Annotated in this window: 14 protein-coding genes and 1 pseudogene; 7 read left to right on the top strand and 8 right to left on the bottom strand. The window is 55.0% G+C overall.

All coding sequences use genetic code 11. The features are described from left to right. Positions 1 to 133: 133 nt before the first annotated feature. A pseudogene (locus AC2FAK_RS05865) lies at positions 134 to 388 on the bottom strand (phage portal protein); the annotation flags it as partial. A 173-nt stretch (positions 389 to 561) separates the two neighbouring features. Here AC2FAK_RS05865 and AC2FAK_RS05870 point away from each other — a divergent pair. The 5 genes from AC2FAK_RS05870 to ybaK all read left to right on the top strand — a co-directional run bounded on the left by AC2FAK_RS05870 (position 562) and on the right by ybaK (position 6168). Beyond that, a complete protein-coding gene (locus tag AC2FAK_RS05870) occupies positions 562 to 894 on the top strand; it encodes a hypothetical protein (RefSeq protein ID WP_095454694.1) in 333 nt (110 codons plus the stop codon). Between the two features lie 4 nt (positions 895 to 898). Beyond that, the gene (locus AC2FAK_RS05875) at positions 899 to 1783 is read left to right on the top strand and encodes a type VI secretion system-associated protein TagO (RefSeq protein WP_095454695.1); all 885 of its coding nucleotides are present in this window, start codon (positions 899 to 901) and stop codon (positions 1781 to 1783) included. 264 nt (positions 1784 to 2047) lie between these two features. Further along, entirely contained in the window at positions 2048 to 4546 is a 2499-nt protein-coding gene (gene copA / locus AC2FAK_RS05880) for a copper-exporting P-type ATPase CopA (RefSeq protein ID WP_095454696.1), read from the top strand. Between the two features lie 148 nt (positions 4547 to 4694). Next, positions 4695 to 5489 (top strand): TraB/GumN family protein, encoded by a 795-nt coding sequence (locus tag AC2FAK_RS05885; protein ID WP_046888909.1) that lies wholly within the window; start codon positions 4695 to 4697, stop codon positions 5487 to 5489. A 199-nt stretch (positions 5490 to 5688) separates the two neighbouring features. After that, positions 5689 to 6168 carry a Cys-tRNA(Pro)/Cys-tRNA(Cys) deacylase YbaK gene (gene ybaK / locus AC2FAK_RS05890; protein WP_095454723.1) on the top strand — a complete coding sequence of 160 codons (480 nt, stop codon included), beginning with the start codon at positions 5689 to 5691 and terminating at the stop codon, positions 6166 to 6168. Positions 6169 to 6290: 122 nt separating this feature from the next. On the opposite strand, the gene ushA is transcribed toward ybaK, so the two are convergent. Then, positions 6291 to 7943 carry a bifunctional UDP-sugar hydrolase/5'-nucleotidase UshA gene (gene ushA / locus AC2FAK_RS05895; protein ID WP_095454697.1) on the bottom strand — a complete coding sequence of 551 codons (1653 nt, stop codon included), beginning with the start codon at positions 7941 to 7943 and terminating at the stop codon, positions 6291 to 6293. Positions 7944 to 8106: 163 nt separating this feature from the next. Between ushA and AC2FAK_RS05900 the strand changes: the two genes are divergently transcribed. Further along, on the top strand, positions 8107 to 9327 hold the full coding sequence (locus AC2FAK_RS05900; RefSeq protein WP_095454698.1) for an MFS transporter: 1221 nt from the start codon (positions 8107 to 8109) through the stop codon (positions 9325 to 9327). Positions 9328 to 9555: 228 nt separating this feature from the next. Further along, positions 9556 to 11232, top strand: a complete 1677-nt coding sequence (gene ybaL, locus AC2FAK_RS05905; RefSeq protein WP_040021505.1) for a YbaL family putative K(+) efflux transporter — start codon at positions 9556 to 9558, stop codon at positions 11230 to 11232. Between the two features lie 104 nt (positions 11233 to 11336). Here ybaL and AC2FAK_RS05910 read toward each other — a convergent pair whose 3' ends face one another. From AC2FAK_RS05910 to AC2FAK_RS05935, 6 genes are all read right to left on the bottom strand, one after another. After that, positions 11337 to 12641 (bottom strand): inosine/guanosine kinase, encoded by a 1305-nt coding sequence (locus AC2FAK_RS05910; protein ID WP_020685011.1) that lies wholly within the window; start codon positions 12639 to 12641, stop codon positions 11337 to 11339. Between the two features lie 62 nt (positions 12642 to 12703). Further along, positions 12704 to 13666, bottom strand: coding sequence for a ferrochelatase (hemH, locus tag AC2FAK_RS05915; protein WP_013095900.1), 963 nt, complete (start codon positions 13664 to 13666; stop codon positions 12704 to 12706). A gap of 124 nt (positions 13667 to 13790) precedes the next feature. Then, positions 13791 to 14435: an adenylate kinase gene (gene adk, locus AC2FAK_RS05920; RefSeq protein ID WP_006809841.1), complete on the bottom strand. Its 645-nt coding sequence runs from the start codon at positions 14433 to 14435 to the stop codon at positions 13791 to 13793. A 195-nt stretch (positions 14436 to 14630) separates the two neighbouring features. After that, positions 14631 to 16505 carry a molecular chaperone HtpG gene (htpG, locus tag AC2FAK_RS05925; RefSeq protein WP_095454699.1) on the bottom strand — a complete coding sequence of 625 codons (1875 nt, stop codon included), beginning with the start codon at positions 16503 to 16505 and terminating at the stop codon, positions 14631 to 14633. Positions 16506 to 16615: 110 nt separating this feature from the next. Then, positions 16616 to 17221 carry a recombination mediator RecR gene (gene recR / locus AC2FAK_RS05930; RefSeq protein ID WP_013095898.1) on the bottom strand — a complete coding sequence of 202 codons (606 nt, stop codon included), beginning with the start codon at positions 17219 to 17221 and terminating at the stop codon, positions 16616 to 16618. Continuing rightward, on the bottom strand, positions 17221 to 17553 hold the full coding sequence (locus AC2FAK_RS05935; RefSeq protein ID WP_003858972.1) for a YbaB/EbfC family nucleoid-associated protein: 333 nt from the start codon (positions 17551 to 17553) through the stop codon (positions 17221 to 17223). Before AC2FAK_RS05935 ends, recR begins: the two co-directional genes overlap by 1 nt. Positions 17554 to 17558 lie beyond the last annotated feature (5 nt).

A 17558-nucleotide genomic window follows, 5' to 3' on the forward strand; every position in this document is an offset into this window, starting at 1 on the left:
GAATGGCGCTCATGCGTTCTGAGTTAGGGGCGTTAAAGGTCGTGCTGAATGGTGCTCAGATGGTGGCCGAACATGCGGAGATTGAAAATTACTGAAGGAACACCGCCGCACGATGTGCGCCGAGTGGATCGGGCTACTCGTCTTTGAGCAGAGCGTAGGGATTGAAGCGGATCATTTCCTGACCGAGCCAGCCATTAATGCCGTTAATTGCTTCCATCACGGGCAACATTTCGTTGATGGCGAAGACGCGCTCGGCCTTCTCAACATCACCGAGCGATCCATTGCCTTCCGGCATTGTACCAATCAGTTGCTGCGAGATACAGTGAGCGTCGCACAAATCGTTGCGCGTTGCCGATTTGATGTTAAGAAACTCATCCTTTGCCGATATCCCCACCGATGCCTTTCCCGCCTCACACTATGGAAATAATCAACTTAGCCTGATTATTTAAACAAAAGCTCCGTAATGCAACAGGGCTTTTCACTTGTCAATGCGTCCAAATCCGATAAAATCCCAATGATTTGTAACAAAAAGATAAGATTTTCACCTAAGGAGATTGATTTATGGCATTGGTTAACTGTCCAGAGTGTCTTAAGGATGTAAGTGATACAGCATTACGTTGCCCGTCATGTGGGAAGCAGCTTAAAAAGCCACGGCGTTCACTTTTTGGAAAACTCATCAAGTGGGCTTTTATACTGTTCAACTTATTTATGATCTACTGCCTCTTCGCAGGATTAGGTGGTAGTGGTGAAGTAATAAATCACGCAACTTCTGATGCAGAAAGAGCTGGGGCTGCAATTGGTACCGGTCTAGGTTTAATGGCAATTGCTAGTGTCTGGGTTATAGGCGACATAATCATCGGTATCCTTGTATTCCTCACAAGACCAAAGGGATGATTAAATGAAAAAGTTTTTTTTAAACGTAATAGCATCATTTATGGCATTCAATGCAGCGTCTGTATATGCAGGAAGTGAACATAAAAACTTCAATGCAGTCCTTGAATGTCGGGCTATAGAAAATAATGCTGAACGACTTTCTTGTTACGACAAATCAATACCGCCATCACGAACACAAGATGCTGATAAATTCGAGAGTAGAGATCAATGCCCTGAGGAGAAAGATAACGATAAACGACTATCTTGTTACGATCGCTTCTTCTCACCAACGTTTAAAGCTACAACAAGCACGATAAACATGTCAGCAAAAACTGATTATCAGCAACCAGACCGAGCTGAGTTGTTAGAGTGCCAAAGTGAAATTAATGGCACTAAAAGGCTGGCATGTTTCGACAAGTTATTCCCGCAGACTTCATCCGCAGAAACTGAAGTTGTAGAAAATTCTGTTTCTAACCCTGGCAAGTGGCAAACATCAATTAGCACCTCGCCGGTAGACGACTCAAAAAACATAATCCTGTCACTTAACAGTAATGATTACATTCGAACGCCTTTTGGCGAAAGTGTGATGCCAACAATGTATGTAGCCTGCCGCGAAAAGAAAACGGAGGTATTCATTAACTGGGATGTTTACCTGGGTCTTGAGCAAACGAGCATGCTCTACCGCCTGGATAAGCAGAAAGCAGTTGAAAAAGAATGGTCTATCTCAACTGATACCAAAGCGGTTTTTTACAAGGGTAGTGACATCGATTTCATTAAATCTCTAGCTAAAGCAGACAAAATGTTCACCAGAATCACCCCATACAATGAAGCCCCTGTGAGTGCAACCTTCGATCTGAAAGGCCTTTCAGATGCAATGAAACCGCTTCAAAAAGCTTGTGGTTGGAAGTAAACAAAATTTATGTCATTAACCAGAGCTACTTTCAGACGATGAAGAGTAACTTGTTATGAAAAAAGCCCCGCTCAATAAGCGGGGCTTTGTCATTGTAATGTGGACATTTTTGTCGAAGTGTGGATGCTGATTTTAAAAATCCCTTTCAATCAGCAATTCAAAAGCTTGACCTTCCCCTTGATGGAAGGTTTAACCTTCATAACAGTTAGCGAAAAGCGTTACTCCGGTCAACAACTGACCAGTTCATTATACGGGAGTTTTGTTATGTCTCACACAATTGACCTGACACTGGACGGCCTCTCCTGCGGCCACTGTGTCAAACGCGTAAAAGAAAGTCTGGAACAGCGTCCTGATGTCGAAAGCGCTGACGTCACTATCGATCACGCCTCTGTCACCGGCAGCGCCAGTGCGCAAGCGCTGATTGATACCATCAAACAGGCAGGTTATGGGGCGGAGCTGAGCCACCCAAAGGCTAAACCGCTGGCAGAGTCATCATCCCCGTCGGAAGCACTGACAGCGGCCACTCCTGAGCTTCCGGCAGCTGATGATATCGATGACAGCCAACAGCTGCTGATCAACGGCATGAGCTGCGCCAGCTGCGTCTCCCGGGTGCAAAATGCCTTGCAGGCGGTACCCGGAGTCGCGCAGGCACGGGTCAATCTTGCGGAGCGTACTGCGCTGGTCATGGGCAGTGCCTCCGCCGCAGAATTAGTGCAGGCCGTTGAAAAAGCGGGCTATGGCGCAGAGGCCATCGAAGATGATGCCAAACGCCGCGAACGCCAGCAGGAAACGGCTATCGCCACCATGAAACGCTTCCGCTGGCAGGCCATTGTTGCGCTGCTGGTCGGGATCCCGGTGATGGTGTGGGGCATGATCGGTGACAACATGATGGTCACCGACGATAACCGCACGCTGTGGCTGGTCATTGGTATTATTACGCTTGGTGTAATGGTATTTGCAGGCGGACATTTCTACTCCAGCGCCTGGAAGAGCCTGAAAAACCGCACCGCAACCATGGATACGCTGGTGGCACTCGGCACGGGTGCGGCATGGCTCTACTCCATGAGCGTGAACGTCTGGCCACAGTGGTTCCCGATGGAAGCCCGCCATCTCTATTATGAAGCGAGCGCGATGATCATCGGCCTGATTAACCTGGGCCATATGCTGGAAGCCCGTGCCCGTCAGCGCTCCTCAAAGGCGCTGGAGCGGCTGCTGGATTTAACCCCACCAACCGCCCGCGTGGTCACTGACGACGGAGAAAAAAGCGTTCCGCTGGCCGAGGTTCAGCCCGGTATGACGCTGCGTCTGACCACCGGTGACCGTGTTCCCGTGGACGGAGACATTACGCAGGGCGAAGCCTGGTTTGACGAAGCGATGCTCACCGGGGAACCCATTCCGCAGCAGAAAACACAGGGTGATAATGTGCATGCCGGTACGGTGGTGCAGGACGGCAGCGTGCTGTTCACCGCCAGTGCGGTGGGAAGCCACACCACGCTGTCCCGTATTATCCGCATGGTGCGCCAGGCACAGAGCAGTAAGCCTGAAATAGGTCAACTGGCCGATAAAATCTCCGCCATTTTTGTGCCAGTGGTGGTGGGCATTGCGCTGCTGAGCGCGGCTATCTGGTATTTCTTCGGCCCGGCGCCGCAAATTGTCTATACCCTGGTGATCGCCACCACGGTACTGATTATCGCCTGTCCTTGCGCGCTCGGCCTTGCGACGCCGATGTCGATTATCTCCGGCGTGGGTCGCGCCGCCGAGTTTGGCGTGCTGGTACGTGATGCCGACGCCCTGCAACGCGCCAGCACTCTCGACACGCTGGTCTTTGATAAAACCGGTACCCTGACCGAAGGTAAACCGCAGGTTGTATCCGTGCATACCTCAGGCTTCGCGGAAGCTGACGCGCTGCGTCTCGCCGCGGCCCTGGAACAAGGCTCCAGCCACCCGCTGGCGCGAGCCATCATTGAGAAAGCCGGTGAGGCCAGCCTGCCGCAGGTGAACAACTTCCGCACCCTGCGCGGATTAGGCGTCAGCGGTGAGGCCGAAGGACACACACTGCTGCTGGGTAACCAGGCCCTGATGAATGAAAACGGCATAGCAACTTCAGCGCTGGAAAGTGAACTGAATGCCCAGGCATCACAGGGCGCAACCCCTGTCCTGCTTGCGGTGGACGGTCATATTGCGGCCCTGCTGGCCGTGCGCGATCCGTTACGTCAGGACAGTGTGGATGCCTTACAACGACTGCACCGCGCGGGCTACCGTCTGGTGATGTTAACCGGGGATAACCCAACCACGGCCAACGCCATCGCCAGAGAGGCGGGGATCGATGAAGTCATTGCCGGTGTCCTGCCGGACGGCAAAGCGGATGCCATTAAGACGCTGCAACAGCAGGGGCGCCAGGTCGCGATGGTTGGCGACGGTATTAACGATGCGCCGGCGCTGGCACAGGCAGAGGTGGGGATTGCCATGGGAAGCGGGAGCGACGTTGCCATTGAGACGGCAGCCATCACACTGATGCGACACAGCCTGATGGGTGTTGCCGATGCGCTGGCGATTTCGAAAGCCACGTTGCGCAACATGAAGCAGAACCTGCTGGGTGCGTTTATCTATAACTCGCTCGGTATCCCGATTGCTGCCGGCATTCTGTGGCCCCTGACCGGTACGCTGCTTAACCCGGTGGTCGCAGGTGCAGCGATGGCGCTCTCCTCCATTACCGTGGTGAGCAACGCCAACCGGCTGCTGCGCTTTAAACCGAAAGCGTAATACGTTGCAGGCCGGGTAAGCGCAGCGCCACCCGGCTTTTTTGCCTGATGGCGCTGCGCTTATCAGGCCTACGAAACGTGCCGACGTTCACCTGTTGCGCCGCCCTTCCCCACGCGTTAGCATGAACCTTTCCGTTTATGGAGCGCGTATGAGTCTGTTTCGCCGTATAAAAACATCGTTTCGCGCCCTCTTCCCCCGCCGTTATTCCTGGCCCGGAATGGATATCTCGCTACCCGGCGGTCAGCATCTGCACCTGGTGGGCAGCATACATATGGGCACGCAGGATATGTCCCCGCTGCCCTCTGGTCTGTTATCCCTCCTGAAGCAGGCCGATGCGCTGGTGGTTGAGGCGGATATTTCAGGCCACGAGTCTCCCTTTGCCGGGCTGGAGAGCGATCTCACCCTGGCCGACCGTCTGGACGAGGCTCAGCTCGCCGAACTGACGCGCGTGGCGGATGAAACCGGCGTATCGCTCTCGATGCTGGACACCCTGCCGCTCTGGCAGATTGCCATGATATTGCAGGCGACGCAGGCGCAGCGTCTGGGTCTGCGCGGTGATTACGGTATTGATTACCAGCTGCTGAATGCAGCCCGTGCACGCCGTCTGCCGATCATTGAGCTGGAAGGTACCGATAGCCAGATTGCCCTCCTTCGCCAGCTGCCTGATGACGGTCTCATTCTTCTTGATGATACGCTGACGCACTGGCATACCAACGCCCGTCTGCTGCAAACCATGATTGGCTGGTGGCTGGATGCCCCGCCTGCTGAGGGGAAATTAACGCTGCCGTCGACGTTCAGTGAATCGCTGTATGATGTGCTGATGAACGCACGCAATGCGGCATGGCGGCAGACGCTGCATGCGTTACCTGCCGGGCATTACGTGGTTGCGGTGGGGGCATTACATTTGTACGGAGAAGGAAATTTGCCGTCGCTGCTGAAATAAAAAAATGGCCAATATTTCTATTGGCCCGTCAAAGAGGAATTTCATCGTTTTTATTATGCCGAAGGAGACCTTCGGTTGAGCCGATTGTCGCTCAAAGTGACCATCACTGCCAATACTATTGCGCAAGATGGTGCTATTTTTTAGACAAACGTCAGGCGTATGCTGTCAGCATGAATTGTCTGTCGTAAGAAGGATAGCTATGACTCCCGCCGTTAAATTACTCGAAAAAAACAAAATTTCTTTCCGGATCCACACTTACGATCACGATCCGAACGAAACCAATTTTGGTGATGAAGTGGTGCGCAAACTGGGGCTGAACGCCGACCAGGTCTATAAAACGCTGCTGGTGGCCGTGAATGGCGATATGAAGCATCTCGCCGTCGCAGTCACGCCCGTGGCTGGGCAACTGGATCTGAAGAAAGTGGCCAAAGCGCTGGGAGCGAAAAAGGTAGATATGGCAGACCCAATGGTTGCGCAACGCACCACGGGTTATCTGGTGGGCGGGATCAGCCCGCTCGGGCAGAAAAAACGCCTGCCAACGCTGATTGACGCCCCTTCGCAGGAATTTGAAACCATCTATATTTCCGGCGGCAAGCGCGGGCTGGATATCGAACTGGCCGCAGGCGATCTGGCCAAAATGCTGGATGCGAAGTTTGCGAATATTGCGCGCAGGGATTAAAAGAAAAAGCCGGGTGGCGGCTGCGAGGTAAAAGCAAAACGGTAACAGACGTTACCGTTTTTTGTGTTCGCGCCCTCTCCCGGTGGGAGAGGGTTGGGGTGAGGGCATCAGGCCGCACAACTTTACTGCCAGCTCACCTCGCCTTTCGGCTCATACGCATTCACGTCGATCGGTGAATTCTGCTCGATAAACTGCTTCAGAACCTCGGCATCAATAAAGCCGGTATTCACATAGCCCGGTTTATTATCGATGTGCGGATAACCGTCGCCGCCCGTGGCGTTAAAGCTTAAGGTTGCCAGACGGTAGGTTTTCGCGGGATCAACCGGCTCACCCTTGATTTTGAGATCGTTGAGCTTGCCGTCTTTGGCCACAAAGCTGACGTTTGCGAATTGCGGATAGGCGCCAGAGTCCGGCTTCATCTGCGCCACGGCGGTAAGGTACTCAATCACCTCTTTCCCGCTCATATCGGCATAAACCACCACGTTGCCAAACGGCTGCACCTTCAGCACATCTTTATAGGTGATATTCCCGCCTTCGATGGAATCACGGATCCCGCCGCCGCTCATCACACCAAAATCAGCGCCGGTGCGCGCGATTTGTGCCGCCAGCACCAGGTGACCCATATTGGTCTGTACGAAACGGACTTTGCTGCGGTCCCCTTCCAGACGCCCGTTCAGCGTACCGATTTTCACGTCCAGCTGCGCTTTGCCTTTATTCTGGAACGGGGTTAAGAGAGAGAGCATCTGTGGGTTCTCGGGGATTTCCGGGGTGTAGAGTACGCGCTCACTTTTCCCGTCCGGATAGGTCACTTTTTTCTTCAGGTTGACCGGGATGAGCTGATAATGCACCAGTTTCATCTCGCCGTTACGGAACTCAAAGTCGGCACGGCCAACGTATTTACCCCACTCGTGCGCCTGCACAATCCAGATCCCGTTCTGACGGTCTGGTGCACACGGCGTGCCCGGAACATAATCCACCTGCTTTTTATTCTCCGAGGCCATGCACACCGGATCTTGTGAGTGACCACCCACAATCATTGCCAGCGAGCCCGCAGGGAGGCTGCGCGCCATTTCAACATCGCCCGGCGCGTTAGAACCATGCTCGCCGTTGTCGTAATGTCCCATATGGGTGGTGGCGATGATCACGTCCGGTTTTTCGTTTTGCTGCAACTCCTGAATCACCAACTTCGCTTCGTCTGCCGGTTTACGGAATTCGATATCGGTAAAGAACTCCGGGTTGCCAATTTTTGCCGTATCGTCCGTGGTGAGGCCAATCACCGCAATTTTCAGATCCTGACGCTTAAACAGCGCCCACGGTTTAAACAGGCGTTCACCGGTGCTTTTCTGATAGATATTGGCGGAGAGGAATGGGAATTTGGACCATTTTTCCTGCTGGCGCAGCACGCTCAGCGGGTTATCAAACTCATGGTTTCCGACGGCCATTGCATCGTAACCGATTAAATTCATACCGCGAAAATCAGGCTCAGCATCCTGTAAATCGGACTCCGGCACGCCGGTATTGATATCGCCACCCGATAACAGCAGCACGCTGCCCCCTTCGGCGGCAACCTCTTTACGAATGCCATCCACCAGCGTTTTTTGCGCGGAGAGACCATATTCGCCGTACTCGCTGCGCCAGAAATGGCCGTGGTGATCGTTGGTATGCAGGATCGTAATTTTATACGTTTTGTCTTTTTCATACGCCTGTGCGGGCTGGCTTGCCAGACCCCAGGCGGCGAGCAGCGCCAACGCGACGCCATGCTTCATTAACTTCATCTTCTCTCTCCCTGACCAATAGACAAACGCAAAAATTACAGTGAGTAACAAGAATAGACAAATAAGTTTTCATAATTGCGACTTTCTTCAAATGTCGCTGGCAGGTATGTTAGTTGGATAATAATTACCCCCTGCATTTTTCATCACTAACGACGTGGTATTTATGGCAATCAGTGAATCAACCCAGCCCGTTTCGGGCGCGCCGGCGTCGCCGCCACCCTCGCGCACCTCATTTAAAGTCTTAGGCGCTATTAGCCTCTCCCATTTGCTCAACGACATGATCCAGTCGCTGATCCTGGCGATTTACCCGCTGCTGCAGTCCGAGTTTTCATTAACCTTCGTGCAGATCGGGATGATCACCCTGACCTTCCAGCTGGCCTCTTCGCTACTGCAACCTATCGTCGGTTACTGGACGGATAAATATCCGATGCCGTGGTCGCTGCCGATTGGCATGTGCTTCACCCTGAGCGGGCTGGTGCTGCTGGCTATGGCGGGCAGTTTTGAAGCGGTGCTGCTTGCCGCCGCGCTGGTGGGGACCGGCTCGTCGGTCTTCCATCCGGAGTCCTCCCGCGTGGCACGTATGGCCTCCGGCGGGCGCCACGGGCTGGCGCAATCACTCTTCCAGGTGGGCGGTAATTTTGGCAGTTCCCTCGGCCCGCTGCTGGCGGCAGTGATCATCGCCCCCTACGGCAAGGGTAACGTCGCCTGGTTTGTGCTGGCCGCCCTGCTGGCGATCGTTGTGCTCGCCCAGATCAGCCGCTGGTATGCCGCACAGCACCGTGTAAACAAAGGCAAACCAAAAGTGACGGTTATCAATCCCCTTCCACGCAATAAGGTTATCCTGGCCGTGTCCGTGCTGCTGGTGCTGATTTTCTCGAAATATTTCTATATGGCGAGCATCAGCAGCTATTACACCTTTTACCTGATGCAAAAATTCGGATTATCGGTACAAAACGCGCAGTTCCATCTGTTTGCTTTCCTGTTTGCCGTCGCAGCAGGGACGGTGATTGGCGGGCCAGTCGGGGATAAAATTGGCCGTAAATATGTTATTTGGGGCTCTATCCTTGGTGTTGCCCCTTTTACCCTTATTTTGCCTTACGCCAGCCTTGAATGGACGGGCATTTTAACGGTGATTATTGGTTTTATTCTGGCTTCGGCGTTCTCGGCTATCCTGGTGTATGCGCAGGAGTTGTTACCGGGGCGTATTGGTATGGTTTCCGGGCTCTTCTTTGGTTTCGCCTTTGGCATGGGCGGCCTTGGTGCAGCCGTGTTAGGCATGGTTGCCGACCACACCAGTATCTTCCTGGTTTATAAAATCTGCGCTTTCCTGCCACTTCTGGGGATGTTGACCATATTCCTGCCTGATAATCGTCATAAAGCGTAATTTCATGGCTGCCAAAGTGAAACTTTGGCAGCCTGATGCCCTCATGGCATAAGGCTTTCCTGTTCATCCCTTCTCTGAATTTATCAAAACCTGCCTTTTCTGAGGCATATTGCCGTTTTATTCAAACTTCAACAATTATTCATAAACACAAAGGTAAAAATTGTCATAAACTATTACTCGGTTTTTGGTTTTCACCAAAATGGAACACCCACAACGAAAGGAGACGGAATGCACCACGCCACACCGCTTATCACCACCATTGTTGGTGGACTTGTGCTCGCTTTTATTCTCGGCATGATTGCCAATAAACTGCGTATTTCCCCTCTTGTGGGCTATCTGTTAGCCGGGGTACTGGCGGGACCGTTTACGCCTGGCTTCGTTGCGGATACCAAACTGGCACCTGAACTGGCGGAACTGGGCGTGATTCTGCTGATGTTTGGCGTGGGGCTGCATTTTTCCCTGAAGGACCTGATGGCGGTAAAGTCTATCGCCATACCGGGAGCGATCGCCCAGATAGGGGTGGCGACGCTGCTGGGCATGGCGCTTTCAGCCGTACTGGGCTGGTCGTTAATGACCGGCATCGTATTTGGACTGTGTCTCTCAACCGCCAGTACCGTGGTGTTGCTGCGCGCGCTTGAAGAGAGGCAGTTGATAGACAGCCAGCGCGGACAAATCGCAATCGGCTGGCTGATTGTTGAAGATCTGGTAATGGTGCTGACGCTGGTCCTGCTGCCTGCCGTCGCCGGAATGATGGAAAAAGACACCCTCGGCTTTGCCTCGCTGGCGCTGGATATGAGCATCACCATCGGAAAAGTGGTGGCGTTTATCGCCATCATGATGCTGGTAGGCCGCCGTCTGGTGCCGTGGATCATGTCGCGCAGCGCGGCCACCGGCTCGCGTGAACTGTTCACCCTTTCCGTCCTTGCGCTGGCGCTGGGGATTGCCTTTGGCGCAGTGGAGCTCTTTGACGTCTCCTTTGCCCTTGGCGCGTTCTTTGCCGGGATGGTGCTGAACGAATCCGAACTGAGCCACCGCGCGGCGCACGACACCCTCCCCCTGCGTGATGCCTTCGCGGTGCTGTTCTTTGTCTCCGTCGGGATGCTGTTTGATCCGATGATTCTGGTTCAGCAGCCGTTGGCCGTACTGGGGACGCTGGCGATTATCATCTTTGGTAAGTCGGTCGCCGCCTTTTTCCTGGTGCGAATGTTCGGCCACTCGCCGCGTACCGCTCTTACCATCGCCGCCAGCCTGGCACAGATTGGTGAGTTCGCCTTTATTCTGGCGGGCCTGGGGATGGCGCTGAACCTGCTGCCGCAGGCCGGGCAGAACCTGGTGCTGGCGGGAGCGATCCTCTCGATTATGCTGAACCCCGTGCTGTTCGCGCTGCTGGAAAAATATCTCGATAAAACCGAAACCCTTGAAGAGCAGACGCTCGAAGAGGCCATTGAAGAAGAGAAGCAGATCCCGGTGGATATTTGCAACCACGCCCTGCTGGTCGGCTTTGGCCGCGTGGGAAGCCTGCTCGGCGAGAAGCTGATGGCGCAGGGGATCCCGCTGGTGGTGATTGAAACCTCGCGCACCCGCGTCGATGAGTTGCGCGAGCGCGGTATCCGCGCGGTGCTGGGCAATGCGGCGAACGAAGAAATTATGAACCTGGCGCATCTGGACTGCGCCCGCTGGCTGCTGCTGACCATTCCAAACGGCTACGAAGCGGGTGAGATTGTGGCCACTGCACGTGAGAAATGCCCAACGATTGAGATCATTGCCCGCGCCCATTACGACGACGAGGTGGATTACATCACCGAACGGGGTGCGAATCAGGTGGTGATGGGTGAGCGCGAAATTGCGAATACGATGCTGGCGCTGCTGGCGAAGCCGCCGGTTGAAGAAGAGGTGACGGGCTAGCTTGTGCGGCCTGGTCCCCTCACCCCAGCCCTCTCCCCACAGGGGCGAGGGTGTTTGAGTTCCCTCTCCCCTGTGGGGAGAGGGTTAGGGTGAGGGGTTTTCTTTTACCTGTCCCAGTACGCCTCTTCGAGGCTGTCTTCCCTTTCCGGCAGGCCACGCGTTAAGCGCGGGGAGTGCTGGTTCAGCACCTGATAACTGACGCGGTTCGCGTATTTACACACCTGCGCCAGCGACGAATAGGTGAGCCAGCTGAACTTATGTTTGCTGGAATTCGGCACGTTGGTTTTGTGGTAGGCATTGGCGGTGATGTCATGCAGCAGTGCCGCCAGCGCGCCGTCGCCCGCGCCGTTGGTGTTCATGATCTTCTCCGGGCCGCCCATGTACGGGGCGATGTGCGAGTAGATCCGCAGCGGATTAACACAGTCTTTATAACGCATGCCACGGCTGAACTCATACTGGTTGAACTCGGCGATGGCGCCAGGCAGCAGCGGATGCTGGGTTTTGCGTTTGCTCTCTTCTTCCGTGAAGCCTGCCATATACAGCCCTACCGGTCCGGCGGTGCAGAGCACCAGATCCACCCAGTCCAGCGCTTTATCGGAGGCCAGCAGCGGATCGCTCTCGCCGGTGAGGGCCTCAGCTTCTTCTTCGTTCATCGCCAGAATCGAGACATGCTCTTTCAGGAAGGCCTGCCACCACTCCGGGTTGTCGGCAATCACAAATTTCGTTCCCAGCGTCAGGACCACCGGCACATCGTACTTTTTCGCGTACTCAATCGCCTTCATGGTGGCTTCCGGCATCGGCTCGCCCGGCTTGCAGCGCACCAGGTAGGAGGTGAGCACCAGCGCCGACGCGCCCGCAATCACCTCTTCGGGAATGCTCTCGGCACGCAGCTTGTTCATGTGGCCGGGGCTGATGGCAAAGGTACGCTCGCCGGATTCACCGATCAGCGTAAAGCAGCGGCCAATGGGGCCATCGACGCCCTGCAGATAGTTCAGGTCGGTACGGCTGGAGGTGTTGCACAGGTAACGGTAGGCGTAGCCACCAATTTCGATGTTGCTGCACATCACGCCGAGCAGCACTGAGCGATCGTCTGCCAGAACGGAGTAGTTGTGCATGGTATTGCCGATAGTGCCACCGGCAAACTGATGGGTGATCAGGTTGTCACGCACCAGCTCCTGATAGAGCGCCTCCGCAACGTCGTCTTCGATCACCAGCGAGTGGCCGGCGCTCAGACCGTAACGGGCGACAAACGCATCATCCACTTTCGCTTCAATGTCCACCAGCGTCTGATCGATACCGACGACCCATGCCGCGCTGGTTTCATTTTCAGGCTGGATTTGCTGCAGGAGCGGATCGCGGGCATCAACAGGGAAGTAGTGTTTGGATTTGCGTTTACCGGGAAATTTCATGGTCTGAACTGTGCATAGAATATGGGCCGGGAATGGTAGCACAAACCCGGCCCTGAGTGCGATCAGCGGCTGTTGGTCACCAACGAGACCATCATGTCGATATGTTCCGGAGCGTCGTTAAGTGCCGGAATGTACTCGTACTTCTCACCACCAGCCTCAAGGAAAAACTCCCGGTTTTGCACCGCGATCTCCTCCAGCGTTTCCAGGCAATCGGCCGAGAAGCCCGGCGACATCACCTGAATATGCTTCACGCCTTTCTCGCCGAGCATTTTGAGGGTTTCATCCGTATACGGTGTCAACCACGGCTCGCGACCAAAGCGCGACTGGAAAGTCATCATCACCTTCTCCGGCGGCAGGCCGAGCGCGGACACCAGCTCACGCGTGGTATCGCGACAGCGCTGCGGATAATCATCCCCTTCGTTAGCAAAACGCTGCGGAATGCCGTGATAGGACAACAGCAGCAGATCCGGCTCGCCGTGTTTTTCAAACGACGCGCGGGCACTGCTGGCAAGCGCTTTGATATAGAGTTCGTTATCGGCGTAGTCGCGTATAAAGGTCACGCCCGGAATGCGGCGGCGGGTCGCCAGAATGCGGGCCAGTTCGTCCCACACCGCAGCGACTGTCGAGCAGGAGTACTGCGGGTAGAGTGCCAGCACCACAATGTGCTCAACCCCCTGCGCCAGCAGCGCGTCGACCGCACTTTCCAGAGACGGTTTGCCATAGCTCATGCCGAGTGCGACAGGCATATCCGGCAGGCGGGCAGCCAGCGCTTTCTCCTGACGACGGCTGTAGACCATCAGCGGCGAGCCCTCTTCCATCCAGACAGACTGATAGAGTTTGGCGACGCGCGGTGAACGAATGGGCAGAATCACGCCACGCAGTAATGGCCACCACAGCAGTCTTGGGGTATCCACAACGCGCGTGTCGCTTAAAAATTGTCGCAGATAGCGTTTTACCGCCTCTGGCGTAGGTGCTTCTGGGGTGCCCAGATTGGCAAGCAGGATGCCGGTTTTCGCCTGACTCATTCACGCCTCTTAACCATTTGAATGGTTGTCAATTGTAGCGGAAATGCGTTTAAACGGAACCCATTGCTGTAATAGGTAAGATGAGAAATATTCTCACCCGGGGATCCGGGTGAGAGCAGTGCGATTAGCCGAGGATTTTTTCCAGCTCTGCACGAACGTCAGCCACGGCTTTGGTGCCGTCAACTTTCGCGTATTTGGTGTTACCCGCCTGCGCTTCTTTGGTGTAGTAGCCGATCAGCGGCGCAGTCATCTGATGGTATTCCACCAGGCGCTTACGCACGGTCTCTTCCTGATCGTCTTTACGGGTGGTCAGCTCTTCGCCGGTTACGTCGTCTTTACCTTCAACCTTAGGTGGGTTGAATTTAATGTGGTAAACGCGGCCAGAAGCAGCGTGCACACGGCGACCAACGATACGATCAACGATCAGCTCGTCTGGTACGTCGAACTCCAGCACGTAGTCTACGTTGATGCCCGCTTCTTTCATGGCGTCAGCCTGAGGAATGGTGCGTGGGAAGCCGTCCAGCAGGAAACCGTTACGGCAGTCTTCCTGAGCAATGCGCTCTTTGACCAGAGCGATAACCAGCTCGTCGGTCACCAGTTTGCCAGCGTCCATGATGTCTTTCGCTTGTTTACCCAGCTCAGAGCCAGATTTAACAGCGGCGCGCAGCATATCACCGGTGGAGATTTGCGGAATACCGTATTTCTCCATGATGAACTGAGCCTGAGTTCCTTTACCCGCGCCCGGAGCGCCAAGCAGAATAATACGCATTGCGAAAATCCCCTCAAAAGTCGATTCAATTTTTCAAAAGCGCTAAACAATACCACCAGAACGGATGCGGCTCAAGGAAGGCGGGAAGGCTGAAACGGTTAATGGGGGGAGATAATTTGGGGGAGTGCGGTCTGGAGCCCTCACCCCGGCCCTCTCCCACGGGGAGAGGGAGAAGACCAGGGGAGGCGTGGTCAATTACGCCAGCAGCAGCGCATTCACACGTTTAATGAAGAGGTTAGGATCTTCCAGCGTGCCGCGCTCGGCCAGCAGAGACTGATCCAGCAGCAGTTCAACCCACTCAGCAAAGCGGGTTTCGTCCTGGGTATCCGCCGCGCGTTTCACCAGCGGGTGATCCGGGTTCAGCTCGAAGATATATTTCACTTCTGGCATCGCCTGACCTGCCGCGGCGAACAGTTTCGCCATCTGGGTACCCATTTCGTCCGCATCGGTAGTCACAATCGCCGGCGTATCGGTCAGACGGTGGGTGAAGCGCACCTCTTTCACACGGTCGCCCAGCAGGGTTTTCACGCGCTCAACGAACGGCTCCAGCGCCTTCTCGGCTTCTTTCGCGCTTTCATCCACTTCATCCGCCAGCTTGTCGATGGATTCATCGGCTTTGGCAACAGACTGGAATGGCTTACCGTCGAACTCGGTCAGGTAGTTCATCATCCACTCGTCGATGCGGTCAGAAAGCAGCAGCACTTCGATACCTTTCTTACGCAGCAGCTCCAGGTGCGGGCTGCTCTTCGCCGCGGCGTAGCTGTCGGCGGTGATGTAGTAGATCTTCTCCTGCCCTTCTTTCATGCGGGAAACGTACTCTTCCAGCGACACGGTCTGCGCGGAGGAGTCAGTGTGCGTAGAGGCAAAGCGCAGCAGTTTGGCGATCGCTTCTACGTTCGCGGTATCTTCCGCCGGGCCTTCTTTCAGCACCAGGCCAAACTGCTTCCAGAAGGTCTGGTATTTTTCCGCGTCGTCTTTCGCCAGTTTTTCCAGCATCTGCAGCGTACGTTTGGTCAGCGCGTTACGCAGGTTGCGGGTCACGGTGCTGTCCTGCAGAATTTCACGGGAGACGTTCAGCGGCAGATCGTTGGAATCTATCAGGCCACGGACAAAGCGCAGGTAGTTCGGCATGAACTGCTCGGCGTCGTCCATGATGAAGACACGCTGAACGTAAAGCTTCAGACCGTGCTTGTGATCGCGGTTCCACATATCCCACGGTGCCTGCGACGGGATATACAGCAGGCTGGTGTACTCCTGCTTACCTTCCACACGGTTATGGCTCCAGGTCAGCGGATCGGTAAAGTCGTGGGCGATGTGTTTGTAGAACTCGTTGTATTCGTCGTCCTTGATTTCAGCCTTATTGCGCGTCCACAGTGCCTGCGCCTTGTTGATTTTCTCCCAGGAGACCACGGTTTCACCGTCTTTCTCTTCCTGTTTTTCAATCTCAACCGGCAGGGCAATGTGGTCGGAATATTTGCTAATGATGGAGCGCACGCGCCAGTCGTTCAGGAAATCGTCTTCGCCTTCGCGCAGGTGCAGGGTGATTTCGGTGCCGCGATCCGCTTTGGTGATGTCATCAACGGTGTATTCACCTTCACCTTTAGATTCCCAGAACACGCCGTTTTCCGCGCTGTCGCCCGCCGCACGTGTACGCACGGTGACTTTGTCCGCCACGATAAACGCCGAATAGAAGCCCACGCCGAACTGGCCGATCAGCTGGCTGTCTTTCGCCTGGTCAGAGCCCATTGATTCCAGGAACGCTTTGGTCCCGGATTTGGCGATAGTCCCGAGGTGGTCGATCACCTCGTCGCGGTTCATGCCGATGCCGTTATCGGCGATGGTCAGGGTACGGTTCTCTTTATTGAAAGAGACGCGCACGTGCAGCTCGCCGTCGCCTTCATACAGATCCGGGTTAGACAGCGCGCGGAAACGCAGCTTGTCCGCCGCATCGGAGGCGTTGGAAATCAGCTCACGCAGGAAGATTTCTTTGTTGGAATACAGGGAATGGATCATCAGGTGCAGAAGCTGTTTTACTTCTGACTGGAAACCACGGGTTTCTTGTCCTTTCATCTAAGTCGACCTCAACAATGCCATTTAATGGGGTTGTAAAACGTTGAGGGAGAGATGGGGATAAGCAGGGAAATTTTCAAGCGGAGGCTGCGAATGCCGCCTCCGTTTGGTCAGAAAATAATCTTGTGACGTCCGGCCAGAGAGTGCGACAGCGTGGTGCCGTCAACCATCTCCAGTTCGCCGCCAACCGGCACGCCGTGAGCGATACGGCTGGCGTCAACGCCGTACTGCGCGCACAGCTCGGCGATGTAGTTGGCGGTTGCCTCCCCTTCCACCGTGGGGTTGGTGGCGAGGATCACCTCTTTGATGGTCTCGGACTCCAGACGCTGTTCAAGGCGATCAAGACCGATATCATCCGGGCCAATACCGTCCAGCGGGGAGAGATGCCCCATCAGCACGAAATAGCGGCCAGAAAACTGCCCGGTTTGTTCGATGGCATAGATGTCCGCCGGACTCTCCACCACGCAAATCTGACCGTTCTCCTGACGACGCGGATTCGAGCAAATATTACAGACGTCCTGCTCGGTAAAAGTACGGCAATCCGCGCAGTGACCAATTTCTGACATGGCGCGGGTCAGAGCCTGCGCCAGGCGCATCCCGCCGCTGCGGTCGCGCTGCAATAGCGTAAACGCCATACGCTGCGCCGACTTCGGGCCTACGCCCGGCAGGCAGCGCAACGCTTCCATTAACTGCGTGAGCAGCGGACTGGTTTGCATCAGAACGGCATCTTGAAGCCCGGCGGCAGTTGCATACCGCTGGATACAGAGGCCATTTTCTCTTTCTGGGTTTCGTCGATACGGCGAGCGGCATCGTTAAACGCGGCTGCAACCAGATCTTCCAGCATCTCTTTGTCGTCTTCGAGCAGGCTTGGATCGATTTCAACGCGGCGGCAGTTATGCGCACCGTTGATGGTCACCTTGACCAGACCGGCACCGGATTCACCCGTGACTTCCAGCTGAGCGATCTCTTCCTGCATCTTCTGCATTTTTTCCTGCATCTGCTGAGCCTGCTTCATCAGGCCACCCAGACCGCCTTTTCCACCAAACATAGGCT

This window comes from Enterobacter cloacae complex sp. 394F7 (assembly GCF_057320385.1).

Coding starts and splice junctions, on each gene's coding strand:
- AC2FAK_RS05870 (WP_095454694.1), top strand. CDS start 562: ATGGCATTGGTTAACTGTCCAGAGTGTCTTAAGGATGTAAGTGATACA.
- AC2FAK_RS05875 (WP_095454695.1), top strand. CDS start 899: ATGAAAAAGTTTTTTTTAAACGTAATAGCATCATTTATGGCATTCAAT.
- copA (WP_095454696.1), top strand. CDS start 2,048: ATGTCTCACACAATTGACCTGACACTGGACGGCCTCTCCTGCGGCCAC.
- AC2FAK_RS05885 (WP_046888909.1), top strand. CDS start 4,695: ATGAGTCTGTTTCGCCGTATAAAAACATCGTTTCGCGCCCTCTTCCCC.
- ybaK (WP_095454723.1), top strand. CDS start 5,689: ATGACTCCCGCCGTTAAATTACTCGAAAAAAACAAAATTTCTTTCCGG.
- ushA (WP_095454697.1), bottom strand. CDS start 7,943: ATGAAGTTAATGAAGCATGGCGTCGCGTTGGCGCTGCTCGCCGCCTGG.
- AC2FAK_RS05900 (WP_095454698.1), top strand. CDS start 8,107: ATGGCAATCAGTGAATCAACCCAGCCCGTTTCGGGCGCGCCGGCGTCG.
- ybaL (WP_040021505.1), top strand. CDS start 9,556: ATGCACCACGCCACACCGCTTATCACCACCATTGTTGGTGGACTTGTG.
- AC2FAK_RS05910 (WP_020685011.1), bottom strand. CDS start 12,641: ATGAAATTTCCCGGTAAACGCAAATCCAAACACTACTTCCCTGTTGAT.
- hemH (WP_013095900.1), bottom strand. CDS start 13,666: ATGAGTCAGGCGAAAACCGGCATCCTGCTTGCCAATCTGGGCACCCCA.
- adk (WP_006809841.1), bottom strand. CDS start 14,435: ATGCGTATTATTCTGCTTGGCGCTCCGGGCGCGGGTAAAGGAACTCAG.
- htpG (WP_095454699.1), bottom strand. CDS start 16,505: ATGAAAGGACAAGAAACCCGTGGTTTCCAGTCAGAAGTAAAACAGCTT.
- recR (WP_013095898.1), bottom strand. CDS start 17,221: ATGCAAACCAGTCCGCTGCTCACGCAGTTAATGGAAGCGTTGCGCTGC.
- AC2FAK_RS05935 (WP_003858972.1), bottom strand. CDS start 17,553: ATGTTTGGTGGAAAAGGCGGTCTGGGTGGCCTGATGAAGCAGGCTCAG.